A 16,771-nucleotide genomic window follows, 5' to 3' on the forward strand; every position below is an offset into this window, starting at 1 on the left:
CAGCACAAACGATAACTACAAAGTAAAAACAGACTCGTCATATCGAATCATAAAAATCCGGTAATCAGGATATCTCGCAATGATACTTTGCGGTTATCTCCGATTACCGGATTTTTTATGTAAGTGTTATATAATCAATTTGAACACTTATGTGCAAAACCTAATAGAGTTTTTAAATGCATTTTCATAAGGTTTTAACCGACAAACCCCTGTACGAAGGTCTTAATAAACCAAATTGTCTGCGGTTGATAAATAATATCAACCAAGAATGCGCCAACGATAGGAACAATCATCATTGCGCGGCGGGACATGCCATAACGCTCATTCACAGCAGTCATGTTCACAATTGCTGATGGAGTAGCACCTAGACCATGGCCGCACAGACCAGCACACATTACAGCTGCATCGTAGTTCTTTCCTAACAGGCGGAATACTACAAAGTAGCTGACAAGAACCATGAATACTACCTGACAGATCAGCACCACCAGAACACCGCCGATCAGACCAGCTAATTCCCACAATTTCAGCGTCATCAGTGCAATAGACAGATACAGTGATAACATAACATCTCCGATTCCATCAACTATCGCAAAATCGAAATTATAAAAATTAAATTTTTCATTAAGGTTGCGAACTATTACCGCTACAAACATTGCGCCCACATAAGTAGGAAAGCTCATTCCGATTCGCTTTCCAATCCAACCGGAAACCATAGTTCCCAGCGCCATGCAAACAAGTAAAGCTGTCACATTCTTTATTACATCCAGGCTGCTCAGCTTTGCTGCTCCGGCTGCGTTTACTGTATTAATATCACTCTCGAAATTTTCAGATGCATCCGGTTTTAAATTGTATTTTACAATTAACCGCCGTCCAACTGGGCCACCTACCATAACAGCACTGATTAATCCAAACGTTGCTGCTGCCGCTCCTACCAGAGGTGCTGCTGTATATCCCATATCCGCGAATGTACTGCCATAAGCAGCCGCTGCACCATGACCACCTACCATGGAAATAGCGCTGGAGAGCAATGCATAAGGAGCCTCCAATCCAACCAGCTTGCCTACACCGATGCCGATCACATTCTGAAAAGCAGAGATAATACCCGCAATCAGCCAGTAAACAATAAGTAACATGCCACCTTTTTTCAGTAAACTGATACTTGCGCCCAATCCAACTGTTGTAAAGAAAGCAAGCATAAATGGCGACTGATACATACTGTCAAACGAAAATGCAAATGTTCCCGTCACATGACCAATAAAAGTGACAAACATAAACAGGAATCCGCCAACAACAGGTGCTGGAATACAATATTTTTCCAAAAATTTAACCTTGCTCTTGATAAAGAAACCGATAAGCAATATCACAGCAGCCATGGCAACTGTCATAATACCATCAGCCTTGATGGTAAAAAGGGAATCAATGACCTCAAACGACATGTGCGCATCCTCCTTTTTTTGTAAAGCAGACAAGTTTTTTATTTTTCACGTGCTTTCGTTGCAAACCCCATCAGATCACAAGTCAGGCGAGCCGCTGTGTAACAGGTAGTGTCACCTTCATCATCATACTGTGGAGCAACTTCTGTCATAGCCATACCAACTACATTGCAGTGGTTCGCAATCGCTTCCAACATCTCAGTTGCTTCATCGTATGTAAATCCACCCAGCATAGGAGATCCTGTACCTTTCGATAACGGATAGTCCATAGCATCAATATCAAAATGGATAAACGTATTACGGCCAGCTTCCAAATTCTTTAAAATTTCTTCAATTCCAACACGACGATAATCCTTAACAGAATATATTTTATCGCCATTTGCACGTGCTTCCTCAAAATCAGCAGGTCCACTGCTTCCTATACCGCGAATGCCCAGATGAATCATTTTTTCCACATATGGCAGTGTGGAATTATTTCGCATAGGTGAACCATTGAAATATGGCTGACCATTCAGCGGTTTTGTCCAATCCAGATGGGAATCAAAATGGATGATGTCCAGTTGGGAATAACAATCTAATCCTTTTACAGCTTGATGACCGACTGAACAGTCACCACCTAAAACGATAGGCATAACCCCCTGCTTTGCCAGAATGCGAACTGCTTCTTCCAAATTTTTATTCGTAGCAGTTAAATCACCCGGAACATAATCACAGTCACCACAATCTACCACGCGCCACAGATCGGTATCCAGATAACTCTTATTACGCTCAGGATCATAGTTGCCGCCCTTTTTCATGCGGAAGCGGGTAGATGCATTGCGGATTCCACGCGGTCCAAGGCGACATCCTGTTTTTCCCTGAATCGCCAGATCAAATGGCGCGCCCAAAATAGCGATATCTGCATTAGCGTGATGAATATCATAGCAGATCGGTACTTTAGCAAAAGTCGCAATACCAGTAGGTGCCATATTTAACGGTGCATCTTGTACAGTAAAAGCATTCATAATAAACCTCCTATTAGTCACAATTTTGAAACGCGTTTTGTTTTTGTGTCTTTCTGATATCATTATATGCTATCTAAGAAATAAGTCAAGGTTTTGTTGTCTATTTTGAAATACAGACACTCACGTGAAACAGTTTGTTTCTATTCTAGTACATATCAGATTGACTTTTTTCAGGCAGTTTACTATAATGAAACTACATTAGTAGTTGTCTAATAAGTCCGCGCCTTTACTGCGCTGACCGCAAAGTGCCACCCCACTCAGAAAATGGACACAGAAAAGGAGTAATCTTTATGGGCGATACGAATTTTATTGAATCCTCCACACCTATGGTAAATTCGGTACTTCATGCCACAAAAATTCTAGATTACTATGCTTCCCAGCGCCGGGAATATTTAAGCCTAACTGAGATCAGCCGCGCGATTGGTCTGCATAAAACAACAGTATACCGTATTTTGCGCACACTGCAGTCTGTAGGCTGGATCGAGCAATCCAGCACCAATGGACAATACCGGTTGGGCAGCGGTATTTTAATGATTGCATCTGCCGTGTCTGTGCACTATACCACACGCCAGCTAATCAGTGAAGAAATGCGCCGCTTGTGTGATTTACACAATGAAACCGTCGTGCTTTCCTCTTTGCGCGGAGATACGGGCATTTGCGTGGATCTTGTAAAAGGACATCATAATTTGGGAATTTCAAGTGAAAACGGTTATATTGTACCTTTAGATTGTGGTGCAACCGGTAAGACTTTGCTGGCTGCACAATCAGATGAATTGGTTGAACGTCTAATTCAAAATTATCCTGGTCTGGAAGAAAAGCTGCGTAATCAAGTAAAAGAAATCCGGCAGCGGGGATATTGTATCTCCGAAGGGGAGGTAGATGAGGGAGTCGCTGCCGTAGCAGTTCCACTTCCTATGCCGGATCATATTTATACACTAACCTACTCCGGACCTGTTGAGCGTTTACGCGGTTTAGATTATATGGTTCTGGTACATTCATTGCAACAGGCAGTTAAAAATATATTATTAAAATGTGATGGAAAAAGAAAGGAAGCTCTTTAAAACCTTTTACTCAGTATATTTTCTAGACAAGCAAAGTCTTGAATCAAACTGTTTCCATTGAAATAAAAATCCGATAATCGGATACTGTACGATTTTACTGGTGCAGTTATCCTGATCATCGGATTTTTCTATATGCGTATAAGATTATTATGCCTTATCTAATTTTTTAAGTGCCTTTTTAAATTGAATTGAAAACAAAATCGCCGTGAATGTCACTGCGATCGCATCCGCGATCGGCTCTGCCATGTAGACGCCCAGCGTTTTATTGCTGACGAACATCGGAACAATGAAGATTAACGGAAGCAGAAGCACAAATTTACGCACAACTGCCACGATGATCGAGCATACCGCATATCCGATGGCAACGAAGGTCATCTGGCAGGCGAGCTGGATTCCAAAGAGGAACATCGCACCGCAGTAGATCCGCAGAGCGCCTGCAGTGAAGGAAACGAGTTCTGGATCGGAGCTGAAGATTCCCGCGAAGGTTGCCGGGAAAAGCTGGACAAAGAGCCAGAACAACGTGGAATAGATCAGGGAGATCACGAGATGGAGCTTGAATGTCTTCTTCATACGGTCGATATTTCTCGCTCCGTAGTTATAGCTCATGATCGGCTGTGCGCCCTGTCCGATTCCCTGAAGCGGCAGCATTGCAAACTGCATCGTACTTGTAAGGATCGTCATGGCACCGACTGCCAGATCTCCGCCGTACTTTAACAGGGAAGAGTTAAAGCATACCGAGATAACACTCTCACTGGACTGCATCACAAATGTGGAAAGTCCCAGCGCAAGACACGGAAAAACGATAGATGGAACCGGCTTTAAATACTCCTTTTTGATCCGTAAGAAGGTCTTCTTTCCGGTCAGGAACGCGAGAACCCATCCGCAGGATACCGCCTGAGAGATGATCGTCGCGAGAGCCGCACCCTTTACGCCCATGCCAAACCCGAAGATAAAGATCGGGTCCAAAATGATGTTGCAGACAGCTCCGATGGTAACCGTCAGCATACTGGTCTTTGAAAATCCCTGGGCCGTGATGAACATGTTCATGCCTAACGTCATCTGGACAAAGATCGTTCCGACAGCGTAAATACTCATGTAATCAACGGCATAGTCGATGGTGTTTTCACTGGCTCCAAAAGTCAAGAGCATAGAGCGGCCAAACAACAGTAAGACTGCTGTCAGGATCGCAGAAATGATGATCTGAACCGTAAAACAGCCGCTGAGAATCTTCTCCGCAGAGTCCATGTCATCTTTTCCCATAAAGATCGACGCTCTCGGCGCACCGCCGGAGCCGACGAGGGCCGCGAAGGCGGAGACCACCATAATGATCGGCAGGCAGACGCCGACACCGGTCAGGGCGAGACTTCCGCTTCCCGGGATATGTCCAATGTAGATCCGGTCAACGATGTTGTACAGCATGTTGACGATCTGTGCAATGACAGATGGAACGGCAAGCTTGAAAAGAAGCTTTCCGATCGGCTCTGTCCCAAGAAATTCTTTACTGTTGTTCATGCAGTTTTCCTTCTTTCCTGTAATCTGAAATGTTTGAATTGATCCGGTTCATAAGTTCGAACAGCATCCGGTGCTCTTCCGGGGAGAATCCGCGGCAGATGATCTCAGCAGCCCGTTTCTGGACGTTTTTTCCATCAGAGACCATCGGCGCAGCAGCGTCTGTAAGTTTCAGATGGATCGTCCTCCGGTCCGTCCCATAATATTCCCCTGTGAGCAGTCCGCGCTCTTCTAATGAGCGGACAGACATGGAAACATGGGACTTTGTAAAAGCCCGCTTCTTGATAATCCGGGCGGCGGTGTCGCACTCCGGATTGTTGGCGAGAAACAGCAGAATATTGAATTCCATCTGGGTCAGCCCGTATTTTTTGCAGACCGGATCAATGAGCCCCGTATAGAAATCCCGGCTGTCCGCCATAAAATCAACAAATTTCATGTGTATCACCTCTGGTTCAAAAGTGAACTGTTCTATTTAGAACTATATTAGTATACAGGACTATTCTTAAAAAGTCAAGAGCAGCGGCAGTTCTAAGCATTCTAATCCTATCCAGGTGCCATATCCAGATCTCGTTCTTCACATGATGTCCTTACCTGCACTACAGATTTTATAAAAAAGAGGTGCCTTGGCTGCATATTCCCCAGGTCGACCGGAATTTGCACCCTGGCACATTCGCGCAGTCGCTTGCGACAATCTACATCTTCGCGCAAGTGCGCATCATTGGCACGTTAGTGCCTTTTGTGTGACAGGGAATTCTTCGGAATTTCCTATTACATCAAAAAGATCCGACAATCAAGTTGTCTTACAGAATCAAAAATTCCCGTAAAACAACCCAACTGCCGGATCTTTTCTATATATAGCTTTATATTCTAATTAAACTTCATCGAGATTCCCCGGCTCACCAGATCATGCCAGACGATCTCCCCTGTTTCCAGAGACTTTTTCACATCGATAATCCTCTGGTTCTCCGAACCGCGGAATGCCAGTGCCACGCTGTAAAGTTCCTGAACAAACTCGCCGTCCACGAGGACATCGATCAGGCTTAACATCTCATCCGTACACTCACATCTCGCCCGGCTCTCACCGAGAAGCTCTTTATCGAAAAGATAACCGGTATAGCACCAGATATTTTTCTTTGGGAATCTCTCGCGCACTTTCTTTAAGAACGGGAGAAGTGCCCGCTGGTTCTCCGGCTCAAAGGGTTCTCCACCGAGAAGCGAAAGTCCATCCACATAATCCGGCTCCAGCGCCTTTAATAACATTTCTTCCGTCTCTTCCGTAAACGGCTTTCCGTATCCGAAATCCCACGCCACATCATTAAAGCAATTTTTACAGTGATGTGTACAGCCGGACACAAAGAGGGACACGCGGACTCCCTCACCGTTTGCAATATCACATGTTTTGATCTCTCCGTAATTCATTACAGGTGCAGTACCCTTTCCTTAATTTCCTGTGTTCTGCCCTGATTCCAGAACTGTGTTCCGATGTAGCCGCAGGTACGTCTCGCCACATTGAGCTTGCTCTGGTCACGGTTTCCGCAGTGTGGGCATTCCCATACGAGCTTTCCGTCATCCTCGATGATCCTGATCTCGCCGTCGTAACCGCATACCTGACAGTAATCGCTCTTCGTATTTAACTCCGCGTACATGATATTGTCATAGATGTAGCGGATGACCTGAAGAACAGCCGGGATATTATCCTGCATGTTCGGAACTTCCACGTAGCTGATCGCTCCGCCCGGGGACAGTGCCTGAAATTCAGACTCTAATTTTAACTTACTGAAGGCGTCGATCGGTTCCGTTACATGTACATGGTAGCTGTTTGTGATGTAGTTTCTGTCAGTTACGCCCTTTACGATGCCGAAGCGTCTCTGGAGACTCTTCGCAAAAGAGTAGGTTGTGGACTCCAGCGGGGTTCCGTAGATGCTGTAATCGATATTTTCCGCCTCTTTCCACTTCGCGCAGTAGTCATTTAACTTCTGCATGATCTCAAGACCGAGTTTCTTTCCTTCCGGCTCAGTCAGTTTCTTCTCGATTAAGCTGTATACACACTCCCAGAGGCCTGCATAGCCAAGGGAAAGTGTGGAATATCCGTCATACAGGAGCTTGTCGATGGTCTCACCTTTCTTTAAGCGGGCAAGCGCGCCATACTGCCAGAGGATCGGAGCCGCATCGGATAAGGTTCCTTTTAATCTCTCGTGGCGGCAGCGCATTGCGCGGTGGCAGAGTTCCATTCTCTCATCAAAGATCTCCCAGAACCTGTTCATGTCTTTTCTTGCACTGAGTCCGATATCAACGAGGTTGACCGTTACAACGCCCTGATTGAAGCGGCCATAATACTTGCGCTCGCCTTCCCGGTAGTTTCCTGCATTCGCAAGGTTTCCTTTTACGTAGGAACGGTCCGGAGTCAGGAAGGAACGGCATCCCATACATGTATACACATCGCCCTTTAACTCCCGCATCTTCTTCGCGGAGATATAATCCGGAACCATGCGCTTTGCGGTACATTTTGCCGCAAGCTCTGTTAAATAGTAATACGGCGCATCCGGAGTGATATTGTCCTCATCGAGCACATAGATCAGCTTCGGGAATGCCGGTGTGATCCATACGCCGGCTTCATTTTTAACGCCGAGATATCTCTGTTTTAAGGTCTCCTCGATGATCATCGCAAGGTCTTTTTTCTCCTGCGGATTCTTTGCCTCGTCGAGGTACATGTAAACGGTAACGAACGGTGCCTGTCCGTTTGTAGTAAGGAGTGTTACGACCTGATACTGGATCGTCTGGATTCCCTTCGTGATCTCTCTGCGGAGACGCTCCTCCGTGAGCTTATCGATCTGATCCTCTGTCACAGCAATTCCAAGATCCTTCATCTCGCCAATCACTTCCTGACGGATCTTCACCCTCGATACCTGGACGAACGGAGCGAGATGCGCAAGGCTGATGCTCTGTCCGCCGTACTGGTTGCTGGCAACCTGAGCGATGATCTGAGTCGCAATGTTGCAGGCTGTGGAAAAGCTGTGCGGGCGCTCGATCAGGGTCTCGCTGATTACAGTGCCGTTCTGCAGCATATCCTCCAGGTTTACAAGGTCGCAGTTGTGCATATGCTGTGCAAAATAGTCGGAGTCGTGGAAGTGGATGATTCCCTGCTTATCCGCCTCAACAATATCTTCCGGAAGAAGAAGTCTTCTCGTGAGATCCTTGCTGACCTCTCCAGCCATATAGTCACGCTGTACACTGTTGACCGTCGGATTCTTGTTGGAATTTTCCTGCATAACCTCTTCGTTGTTGCACTCGATCAGGGACAGGATCCGGTTGTCCGTCGTGTTTGCTCTCCGCACCAGAGAGCGGTCATAGCGGTAGCGCACATAATTTTTCGCGATCGCAAAAGCACCTATGGCCATCAACTGGTTCTCGACCATATCCTGGATCTCCTCTACAGACACAGCACGTCCCAGCTTATTGCACTTGTACTCTACATAATCCGCGATATCCGTAAGCTGTTCCGGTGCCAGATAGGCATTTTCTGTGGCGTTGCACGCCTTCTGGACCGCATTTACGATCTTGAGCGTGTCAAAACTTTCCTCCGCTCCGTTTCTTTTGATGATCTTCATCCCTGATTCCCCGTTTCATTTCATTGTGTTGGCAGAATTGTCCGCTTTACGCACAACTGCCGTTGCCTGTTTTTCTCTTCTGTCTATTCTGCTAAAAAACACAGCTGACCTACAGGTCCGCGCATTTACTGGCCGGCCTCAGGCATGTACATTTCAGTTGCTGATAGTTTTCTTGGTTGTATATACAGTTTGTTTTTTTCAGAATTATACAGAAATTTTATCTGATTTAGATATTTTATGATTGATCTGTCGGACTTGCCGCCACGAGTCTCTTAAGGCGGTCATGTCATGTTCCCGCCACGTTATTTTTAGTCACTCACGCGAGAACGATTCTATTATAACTGTATTGTTCCCGGATTGCAAGGAGTACTGCTATATAAATATGATATACCAAAACCATATATATGGTGAAAAATTCATGATTCAAAACTATATCTTGTTGTTTTTTGAATACAATCTACAAGAAGAGTCCACTCCGGGATCGTCCCGGAAAGCCCCTGAAATGGCATATCCCGCGAGCCATTTTTCTGCCGTTTTAAGCGTCCAGAAAGCCCGCGGGACTGTTTTCTCTGTTCTTCTTACTTAAATATGTCTGCGCCATTCTTCAAGGCGGTAACGCTGTCTTTTCTTTGCATCCTCCAATTGTGCCAGCATTTTCGGAATATCTTCGTTAAAAGTTCCCGCAAGCACTACATAGTTGGACGCGTGGTTTGTCCGGAAGATCGTTCCGGGAGAATCAATGTGTGTTAAAAACAGCTCCATTTCCTCCACGATCTCGTCCGGGGTGATAAGCTCCATCTCCCCGCGTTTTACTTCCTCATTCATCTGGGTCCCCTCATAGAGGCGCAATGTCAGGAAGGAGGCATACTCCGGATTCATCTGATTGATCAGCTCCGCCGACTTGATGGCATGTTCCCGGATCCCTTTTCTTCCGCCGAGGCCGGAGATCAGCGTCACAGAGGTCTTGATGCCGCAGCGCTTCAATTTCTGTCCCGCCGCCGCAATCTGGGCCGCCGTCACATCCTTATGGATATGCTCCAGAACACGGTCATCGCCGGATTCCGCTCCGATATAGACCATCTCGAGTCCTGCTGCCGCTAAGGCTTTTAAATCTTCCTCAGACTTTGCCAGAACATCCTTTGCAGTCCCATAGGAGGTGATCCGTTCCACATACGGGAAATTTTTGTAGACGTAAGCCAGAAGCTCTAAAAGAAGTTCTGTCTTTACCACCAGTGCATCACCGTCTGCAAAGAATACGCGGCTGACATACGGTCCGTAATAATCGCGGCATTCGTCCAGATCTTTCATGATCTCTTCTTTTGTCCGCACACGGAATTTTTTCGTCCGGTACATATTGCAGAACGTGCACCGGTTATGGGCACAGCCCACAGTTACCTGGATAATTAAGCTTCTCGCCTCACTCGGTGGGCGGTATACGGTTCCTTCATATTCCATATGATCACTTTCCTTTCCAATTAAAATGCTCCCAATCTGTCCAACCGGCTCAAAATATCTGCCCGTTTTTCATCAAACAATAGATTTTTATTGTATTCATAATACCGTTCGCACTCATTCTCCTGTAAGAACCGCACTGCCGGGGCGCTGGAGTTGAGTTCCGTGATAAACACCACCATCTCCTGACTGCTGCCGAAGGTTCCTTCCATGAAATCAAAGGCGTACTCCAGCGCCTGTCCGGCATGGGCGCACAGATCCTCAAGTTCTGTCCGTTCGTCACCAAACATCTCCCGGAACCGGTCGAATATCTCACCGCCATCAGATAACAGTTCCGCTTTCACAGTCTGTAGATACCGGTTCATGGCCGCTGTGATATCGGCACAGCGATACTTTTCCGCCCTCGTGAGGAGTCCGGCTTTCTGTTTCTGCTCGGATACCGCAGTGAATGCCTCGATCTGCTGGGAAAAGATGGCGATCGGAGTCTGCGGCACCGTCTCTATCGTTTCTCCGGCCTCCGCTTTACCTTCCAAGCTTCTCTTGAATGCTTTCAGCTCTCCAAACAGCACTTCCAGATAATCCTCTTTCTGCGCATAAGCCTTGAACTCCACATCGAGCTTCGCTAAAATCAGGCTGATGATCGAAAGCTTCTCATCAAACGGCGCTTTCGCCGCCTGTTCCATCAGGTGCTCGTCCCGCTTTCCTTCCAGGATCTCGTCGATCTGGTATCTCGCCTGATACTTCTTATATAATTCCAGATAGTTCGCAAAATCTTTCGCGATCCGCGGGTGCTCGATATACTGCACCACAACCTCCCGGTCGCAGGTAAGCCCCACCTTCTCGCAGACCTTCAAAAATCCGGAGAGATCTTCCCATCCACGAGGTGTCGCGAACACTTTTCCGTCCACGGTGGTCTCCACCTGGTAAAAATACTGCGGCTTCGCGGTGAGGAACGACAAGATCGCCGGATGGATATCCGCCTGTTTCGCGTATTCCTTCCAGACCTCAAAATCTGCCTCCACATCAATCTTTTTGATGCGGTCCAGGGTCGCAATATCGAATTCCCGCACGGATTTATTGTATTCCGGCGGGTTTCCTGCCGCCACGATGATCCAGCCATCCGGGATCTTATGATTTCCGAAAGTCTTATACTGCAAAAACTGCAGCATGGCCGGGGCCAGCGTCTCGGAAACGCAGTTGATCTCATCGATGAAGAGAAGTCCCTCGGAGAGTCCTGTGTCCTCGATCTTATTGTAGATCGCCGCAACGATCTCGCTCATGGTATATTCCGTCACATGGACATTCTTCCCGCCGTAAGTCTTCTCCGAGATAAACGGGAGACCGATGGCACTCTGTCTCGTATGGTGCGTGATCGTGTAGGAGACGAGACCGATTCCACACTCCCGCGCCACCTGCTCCATAATCTGGGTCTTTCCGATTCCTGGTGGACCGATGAGCAGCACCGGGCGCTGCCGCATGGACGGGATCTCGTATTCCCCGTGTTCGTTCTTCGTCAGATACACCTGTATCGTATTTTTAATTTCCTGTTTTGCACGCTTGATGTTCATTTTTTCTCCCATTGTAACTGCTCAGACTTTTCACAGCTACACGCAAAATACGTTCCAACTTAATTATTCTGGTAAAATTTTCTGCCTGTTGCTTCTATATCTTTACAACCAGCACCTGACCTATGAAACTCATCCTTTTCCATCTAATATTTTCCCCACATCCTCCATCGACTCCGGGTCCAGAATCACCTTCATCGCCCAAGGCGGAACGTCCGCGTCAGTATAATTATCCCGCATAAACACGAAGGCCGTGTCATATGGCGGCATTTTCACCGGAAATGTCCCATATCCGTCCGTAAAATAGAGAAGTCCCCGCAACCTGCTGAACTTTCCCGCCTTGATCATCTGGTCCACATGCAGGAATGCCGGGCGGAAATCAGTCCCGCCCATGCCATGGAGCTCCATGTGGTCCATGTAATTCCGAAGGTCCTCCTCGCTCTCGATCTTCACATCCTGCCGTACTTTATCGTCGCACTGCAAAATGTGGATATTGACCTTCTTAAAGAAGCTCTCTGATTGGGCCAGCACCCCGTAGGTCTCTTCCAGGAATTTCTTCACCAGCTCCCCGGAACATGACATCGAAGTGTCGATAACGACCACAAAATCCTCGATCCGCCGGACTTCCTTCGTCTCAAGGGGCTCGATCAACGGCATATTTCCGTATAACTGCATGCCATAATTGTAGAATACATAGTCGAACGCATCCGGATCGATCTGGACTGTCTCCTTCAGCACCGAAAATTTCTGCAAAAATTTCCGGTAATCGTACCGCTCCCGGTTCTCCACCGCCATCTGATCCATCAGCTCCCTGGAGTCATCCGCCGCCTCGTTGGAAAACGCCTCCATCTCCGCCTGCATCTTCTCCCGCTTGTCATCCCAATCGTTTTTTCGGTTCCGGTTGGGATTCGGAGATTTCTTCTCGTCCTCTTTCTCCCATCTGGAATGATCGTCCCGGCAGAATTCCCGGCAGAGCCGCTCATATTCGATCTCCGAAAGCTCCATCTCCTGCATAGTGTGATAGATGCTCTCCGCGTTCAGTACCTTGATCTTTTTCCTCAGACGTCCGTAAAATTCCGCCCGCACCGGGGACATCGGCAGATGGACGCACGGCTTGTGGATCCCGTCGATCAGGGACTCCACAGCGATATCGCATGCCAGATTCCAGTATTCCTCTGTCCGCTTTTTTCTCGACCATGGGTGGACAAAGAGACAGTGGAAAGTCTCGTGCAGGATCATGCGGTTTACATAAACAGGATTTCTCCGGTACCAGCCGCAGATGTATCCTGTCTCAAATGATAATAAGGTTCCGTCCGTTCCGATTCCCTTGATGCTGTTGTCCGCCACCGGGAACAGACCATTTAAGGCCACGTCGAGAAACCGCATGGAAAGATACAGCTCATTCCTCGCGTTCCGTATGATCTCAACGCCGATCGCCGCCAGTTCTTCCAGCGCGCCCTGCTCTCTCAGGATCGGCGACCATGCCGCATCTTCTCTCATGACGATTTCTGACCTCCTCACAAATCAAAATCAAACTTTTTCTTCTTTACGCCAAACTTCTTCCTCTGGATCTCCATAAACATCCCCAAAAGCTCCGGCAGATGCTTTTTCGAGATCTCCGTGATCAGCCCCGACATCTTATCCGCCGTCAGCGGATTCTTTTCCGGTGTCAGGTACTGCCCTGCCAGCCATTTTACCGTCTCCGGGTCCTCAAGGCTGCCGAGAAGTACTTCATAAAGATTCTCCATAAGAAACTTTTCATATTCCTTTTTCGCGCTCTCCCACAGTCCTTTCGGATACTGCAGCCGGGTCACCGCGATCTTCGATGCCATGAGAACCGATTCCTCTGCTTTTTCATACACAAACATTTTATCATACCTGTCAAATCGGAATTTTCGTCCCTCAAAACAGTAGCGATACTTCTGCCCTGCACCGTGGATATTGGATACCGTGATCCTGGCGGGCGTATTTTCCACCGCCTCGTCGTAGTATTCCGGGAAGATCACACGCGCAGTCTCTGTCTCCCCGTTCTCTTCCTCAAAAGTACTTGAAGCCAGCGATGTTCGTGCAGAGTCCGTGTCTCTCTCGTCCTGCATTCGATTTTGTCCGCTCTGTATAAACACATGTACTGTGACTCTCTCATTGATCTCCGTCACAAAATCCCTGAGCGCCGACTCTTCATCCACCCCCATATGCACAGTCAGACTCCTGATATTCCGGCAGCCCGTAAACACACCGCCGCCGACTTCCCGGAGCGTCCCGTAAAAATGGATCTCCTGAAGCTTCTCACATCCATAAAATTCATATCTTCCGATCCGGGTGAGTGTCCGCGGTAGATAGACTTTCTCCACCGTGCTCCCCGAAAATACCTTGTCTGCCAGCTCTGTCACCGGAAGTCCGCCCAGACTTTCCGGTACCACGCAGACGGCGCCTGGTGCCAAAAGCTTTGTCACACAAGCGCCCCCATTTTTCTCTTTAAATTCAAATTCAACATCCATATTCCAGTTACACTTATTATAATTGTTCAGCAGAGCAGAACAATAAGTTCACAGACCTGCCGAACAGTTATGCTTATTCTTCAATCAGTTTATTTAACTTTCTCATCGCACTAAACCGGTAATAGTATACCAGGAATGCCAGCGAAGTGATAGTCCAGCTTAACGGATAACTCGTCAGCGTTGTATACAGCCCCGGATGGACCGCGCCCGCGCCGAATACCCAGAGCACACGCAGGATACATGTTCCAACACAGATGATCAGCATCGGGATCAGGGCATCGCCCACGCCGCGCAGCGTACACGGATATACGTTGACGCAGATGTAGCAGAACCAGAACGGCACCAGGAAGCGGATAATACTCATGCTCTCCGCCATAACATCCACATCATTCGTAAAGAGACTGATGAGTACCGGACCTGCCGTAAACATAAATACACCAAGTACTGCCGTAATGATCGTCGACATGAGAAGCCCCACATAGGTGCCCTTTTTCAGACGTTTGATCTTTCCTGCACCGAAGTTCTGTCCCGCAAAAGTCGTCACAGAAATTCCCATAGCATCCATGGTCATCCAGAAGATACCGTCGATCTTTCCATAAACTGCCCAGGACGCGATCGTGTTCGTTCCATATCCGTTGATATTTGCCTGGATCAGGATATTGGAGATCGAGTACATCATGGACTGCAGTCCCGCCGGGAGACCGATCTTTATGATCCTCTTTAATAATACCGGCTCCACACGGAGTTCCTTCGGGATAAAACGGTAAGATTCTTTTGTCCGGATCAGCGTTATCATAACGAGTACTGCCGATAAAAGCTGGGACATGATCGTCGCAAGCGCCGCCCCGGCAACTTCCATATGAAAACAGACTACAAATAGGAGATCCAGAGCAATATTGGTCAGGCAGCTCGCCACAAGGAAATACAGCGGTCTCTTAGAATCTCCCACAGCTCGCAGGATCGCAGCGCCCATGTTGTAGACCAGGTTTCCGATAATACCTAAGAAATAGATTCTGAGGTATGTGACAGAATATCCAAGGATCTCTTCCGGTGCGCCCATAGCACGGATTGCCACTGGGGTAAAGATCTCACCGATGATTAAAAGCATCACCCCGCCGGCTAATGCCAGGCAGAATGCCGTGTGGACCGATTTTCGCACCTGCTGCTCTTCTTTCGCCCCGTAGAACTGGGATACAACGACAGCCGCGCCGGAGGACATTCCGACGAAAAAACCAACCAGCAGGTTGATCAGTGTTCCCGTCGTACCGCCTACCGCGGAAAGTGCCTCTTTTCCCACAAACTTTCCAACGATCATGGCATCCGCCGTGTTGTAAAGCTGCTGGAAAAATGTTCCAAACAGGATCGGGAAGAAAAAAAGCAGGAGCTGCTGCCAGATCACGCCGTCCGTGATCCCGTTGTAGCCCACCGGATAGTTCTTCTTAAGTGTCATACCTTCACCCTCTACGAAATTCGTCATACACTGGATTTTTCCGGGTGCATAACTATGGATACTTCCGCCCTGTATCTGTCGGTTACGGATACAGGGCAGAAATATGGTTGATCAAAAGTAACTTTTTCTGTTGTCAATTACCCTCAAAGGTTCTTTTTGATTACAGAAGGTTCTTTCTAAGCTCCTCGCCGCTCTTTGCGGAAAGGTATGCCGGCGGGATGTCAAGAATAGTCTTGCAGCCGGTCATGCCTTCATTCTTCATACGGAATGCGGCGCGGGCACAGCAAACGATCACGGATGAAGTAAATTCCGGGTTGGAATCCAGTTTCAGGCGGTACTCGATCACATGTGCATTCTCCTTGTTCCAGCCGGTCCTTCCGTTTCTGATCACGAAACCGCCATGCGGGAGTGTGGAGTGGTCACGCTTCATCTCTTCCTCGCTGATGAAATGAACCGTTGTGTCATAGTCGGAGAAGTAGTTCGGCATCGTCACGATTTCTTTCTCGATGCGGGCAAGATCAGCGCCCTCTTCCGCTACGACGAAGCACTCTCTCGTGTGTTTCTCTCTCGTTGTGAGTTCCGGGGTCTCGCCGTTTCTGATCTTCTCTAACACGCTCTCAACCGGTACTGTGTACTGTCTCGCGTCCTTCACGCCATTGATACGGCGGATCGCGTCAGAATGTCCCTGACTTACGCCCTTGCCCCAGAATGTATAGTCTTTTCCATCCGGGAGAATTGCGTTTGCGTATACACGATTTAAGGAGAACATGCCCGGATCCCAGCCTGCGGAGATCACTGCTACATTTCCTGCTTCCTTTGCCGCTGCATCGACAGCTGCAAAATGCTCCGGAATTCTCGCGTGTGTGTCAAAGCTGTCCACTACGGTGAAATATTTCGCATACTCCGGTGTCTGCACCGGAAGATCTGTCGCACTTCCGCCGCAAAGGATCAGGACATCGATCTTATCTGTCATATGCTTCGCTTCGTCCGCATGGTAAACCTTTGCGCCTTCGGTCAGGATCATGACATTTTTCGGATCTCTTCTTGTAAATACTGCCGCAAGCTCCATATCCGGATTCTGTTTGATGGCGCACTCAACGCCGCGTCCAAGATTTCCATAACCCATAATTCCGATTCTGATCGTCATATTGTTCTCCTCTTCTTTCTTTATTTAATGTCGCTATCTCCATT

13 protein-coding genes are annotated in these 16,771 nt (G+C 47.9%); 1 reads left to right on the plus strand and 12 read right to left on the minus strand.

Annotated features, from left to right (window positions below; translation table 11 throughout):
• Positions 1-194 precede the first annotated feature (194 nt).
• Both gltS and DW826_RS11065 read right to left on the minus strand, forming a co-directional pair.
• Entirely contained in the window at positions 195-1,436 is a 1,242-nt protein-coding gene (gltS, locus tag DW826_RS11060; protein ID WP_117469980.1) for a sodium/glutamate symporter, read from the minus strand.
• A 38-nt stretch (positions 1,437-1,474) separates the two neighbouring features.
• Positions 1,475-2,437 carry an arginase family protein gene (locus DW826_RS11065; RefSeq protein WP_117469979.1) on the minus strand — a complete coding sequence of 321 codons (963 nt, stop codon included), beginning with the start codon at positions 2,435-2,437 and terminating at the stop codon, positions 1,475-1,477.
• A gap of 290 nt (positions 2,438-2,727) precedes the next feature.
• Between DW826_RS11065 and DW826_RS11070 the strand changes: the two genes are divergently transcribed.
• Positions 2,728-3,498 carry an IclR family transcriptional regulator gene (locus DW826_RS11070; RefSeq protein WP_199537912.1) on the plus strand — a complete coding sequence of 257 codons (771 nt, stop codon included), beginning with the start codon at positions 2,728-2,730 and terminating at the stop codon, positions 3,496-3,498.
• Positions 3,499-3,645: 147 nt separating this feature from the next.
• Here the strand turns inward: DW826_RS11070 and DW826_RS11075 are convergent, their stop codons facing one another.
• The 10 genes from DW826_RS11075 to DW826_RS11125 all read right to left on the minus strand — a co-directional run bounded on the left by DW826_RS11075 (position 3,646) and on the right by DW826_RS11125 (position 16,727).
• Complete coding sequence (locus DW826_RS11075; protein WP_117469978.1) at positions 3,646-5,010, minus strand: MATE family efflux transporter; 1,365 nt, start codon at positions 5,008-5,010, stop codon at positions 3,646-3,648.
• Complete coding sequence (locus DW826_RS11080) at positions 4,997-5,443, minus strand: MarR family winged helix-turn-helix transcriptional regulator (protein WP_117469977.1); 447 nt, start codon at positions 5,441-5,443, stop codon at positions 4,997-4,999. Before DW826_RS11080 ends, DW826_RS11075 begins: the two co-directional genes overlap by 14 nt.
• Before the next feature lie 431 nt (positions 5,444-5,874).
• Positions 5,875-6,426, minus strand: coding sequence for an anaerobic ribonucleoside-triphosphate reductase activating protein (gene nrdG / locus DW826_RS11085; protein WP_117552743.1), 552 nt, complete (start codon positions 6,424-6,426; stop codon positions 5,875-5,877).
• Positions 6,426-8,615 (minus strand): anaerobic ribonucleoside-triphosphate reductase, encoded by a 2,190-nt coding sequence (gene nrdD / locus DW826_RS11090; protein ID WP_117552744.1) that lies wholly within the window; start codon positions 8,613-8,615, stop codon positions 6,426-6,428. Before nrdD ends, nrdG begins: the two co-directional genes overlap by 1 nt.
• A gap of 582 nt (positions 8,616-9,197) precedes the next feature.
• Complete coding sequence (locus DW826_RS11100) at positions 9,198-10,070, minus strand: radical SAM protein (protein WP_117483908.1); 873 nt, start codon at positions 10,068-10,070, stop codon at positions 9,198-9,200.
• A 20-nt stretch (positions 10,071-10,090) separates the two neighbouring features.
• Positions 10,091-11,635, minus strand: coding sequence for a MoxR family ATPase (locus tag DW826_RS11105; protein WP_117483907.1), 1,545 nt, complete (start codon positions 11,633-11,635; stop codon positions 10,091-10,093).
• A gap of 129 nt (positions 11,636-11,764) precedes the next feature.
• Positions 11,765-13,132 carry a VWA-like domain-containing protein gene (locus DW826_RS11110; RefSeq protein ID WP_117483906.1) on the minus strand — a complete coding sequence of 456 codons (1,368 nt, stop codon included), beginning with the start codon at positions 13,130-13,132 and terminating at the stop codon, positions 11,765-11,767.
• A 17-nt stretch (positions 13,133-13,149) separates the two neighbouring features.
• Positions 13,150-14,085, minus strand: a complete 936-nt coding sequence (locus DW826_RS11115; RefSeq protein WP_181968049.1) for a leucine-rich repeat domain-containing protein — start codon at positions 14,083-14,085, stop codon at positions 13,150-13,152.
• A 118-nt stretch (positions 14,086-14,203) separates the two neighbouring features.
• On the minus strand, positions 14,204-15,607 hold the full coding sequence (locus tag DW826_RS11120) for an MATE family efflux transporter (RefSeq protein WP_117483904.1): 1,404 nt from the start codon (positions 15,605-15,607) through the stop codon (positions 14,204-14,206).
• Positions 15,608-15,740: 133 nt separating this feature from the next.
• Positions 15,741-16,727: a diaminopimelate dehydrogenase gene (locus DW826_RS11125; RefSeq protein ID WP_117552745.1), complete on the minus strand. Its 987-nt coding sequence runs from the start codon at positions 16,725-16,727 to the stop codon at positions 15,741-15,743.
• Positions 16,728-16,771 lie beyond the last annotated feature (44 nt).

This window comes from Clostridium sp. AM34-11AC, from assembly GCF_003435375.1.
Lineage (GTDB): Bacteria > Bacillota > Clostridia > Lachnospirales > Lachnospiraceae > Pilosibacter > Pilosibacter fragilis.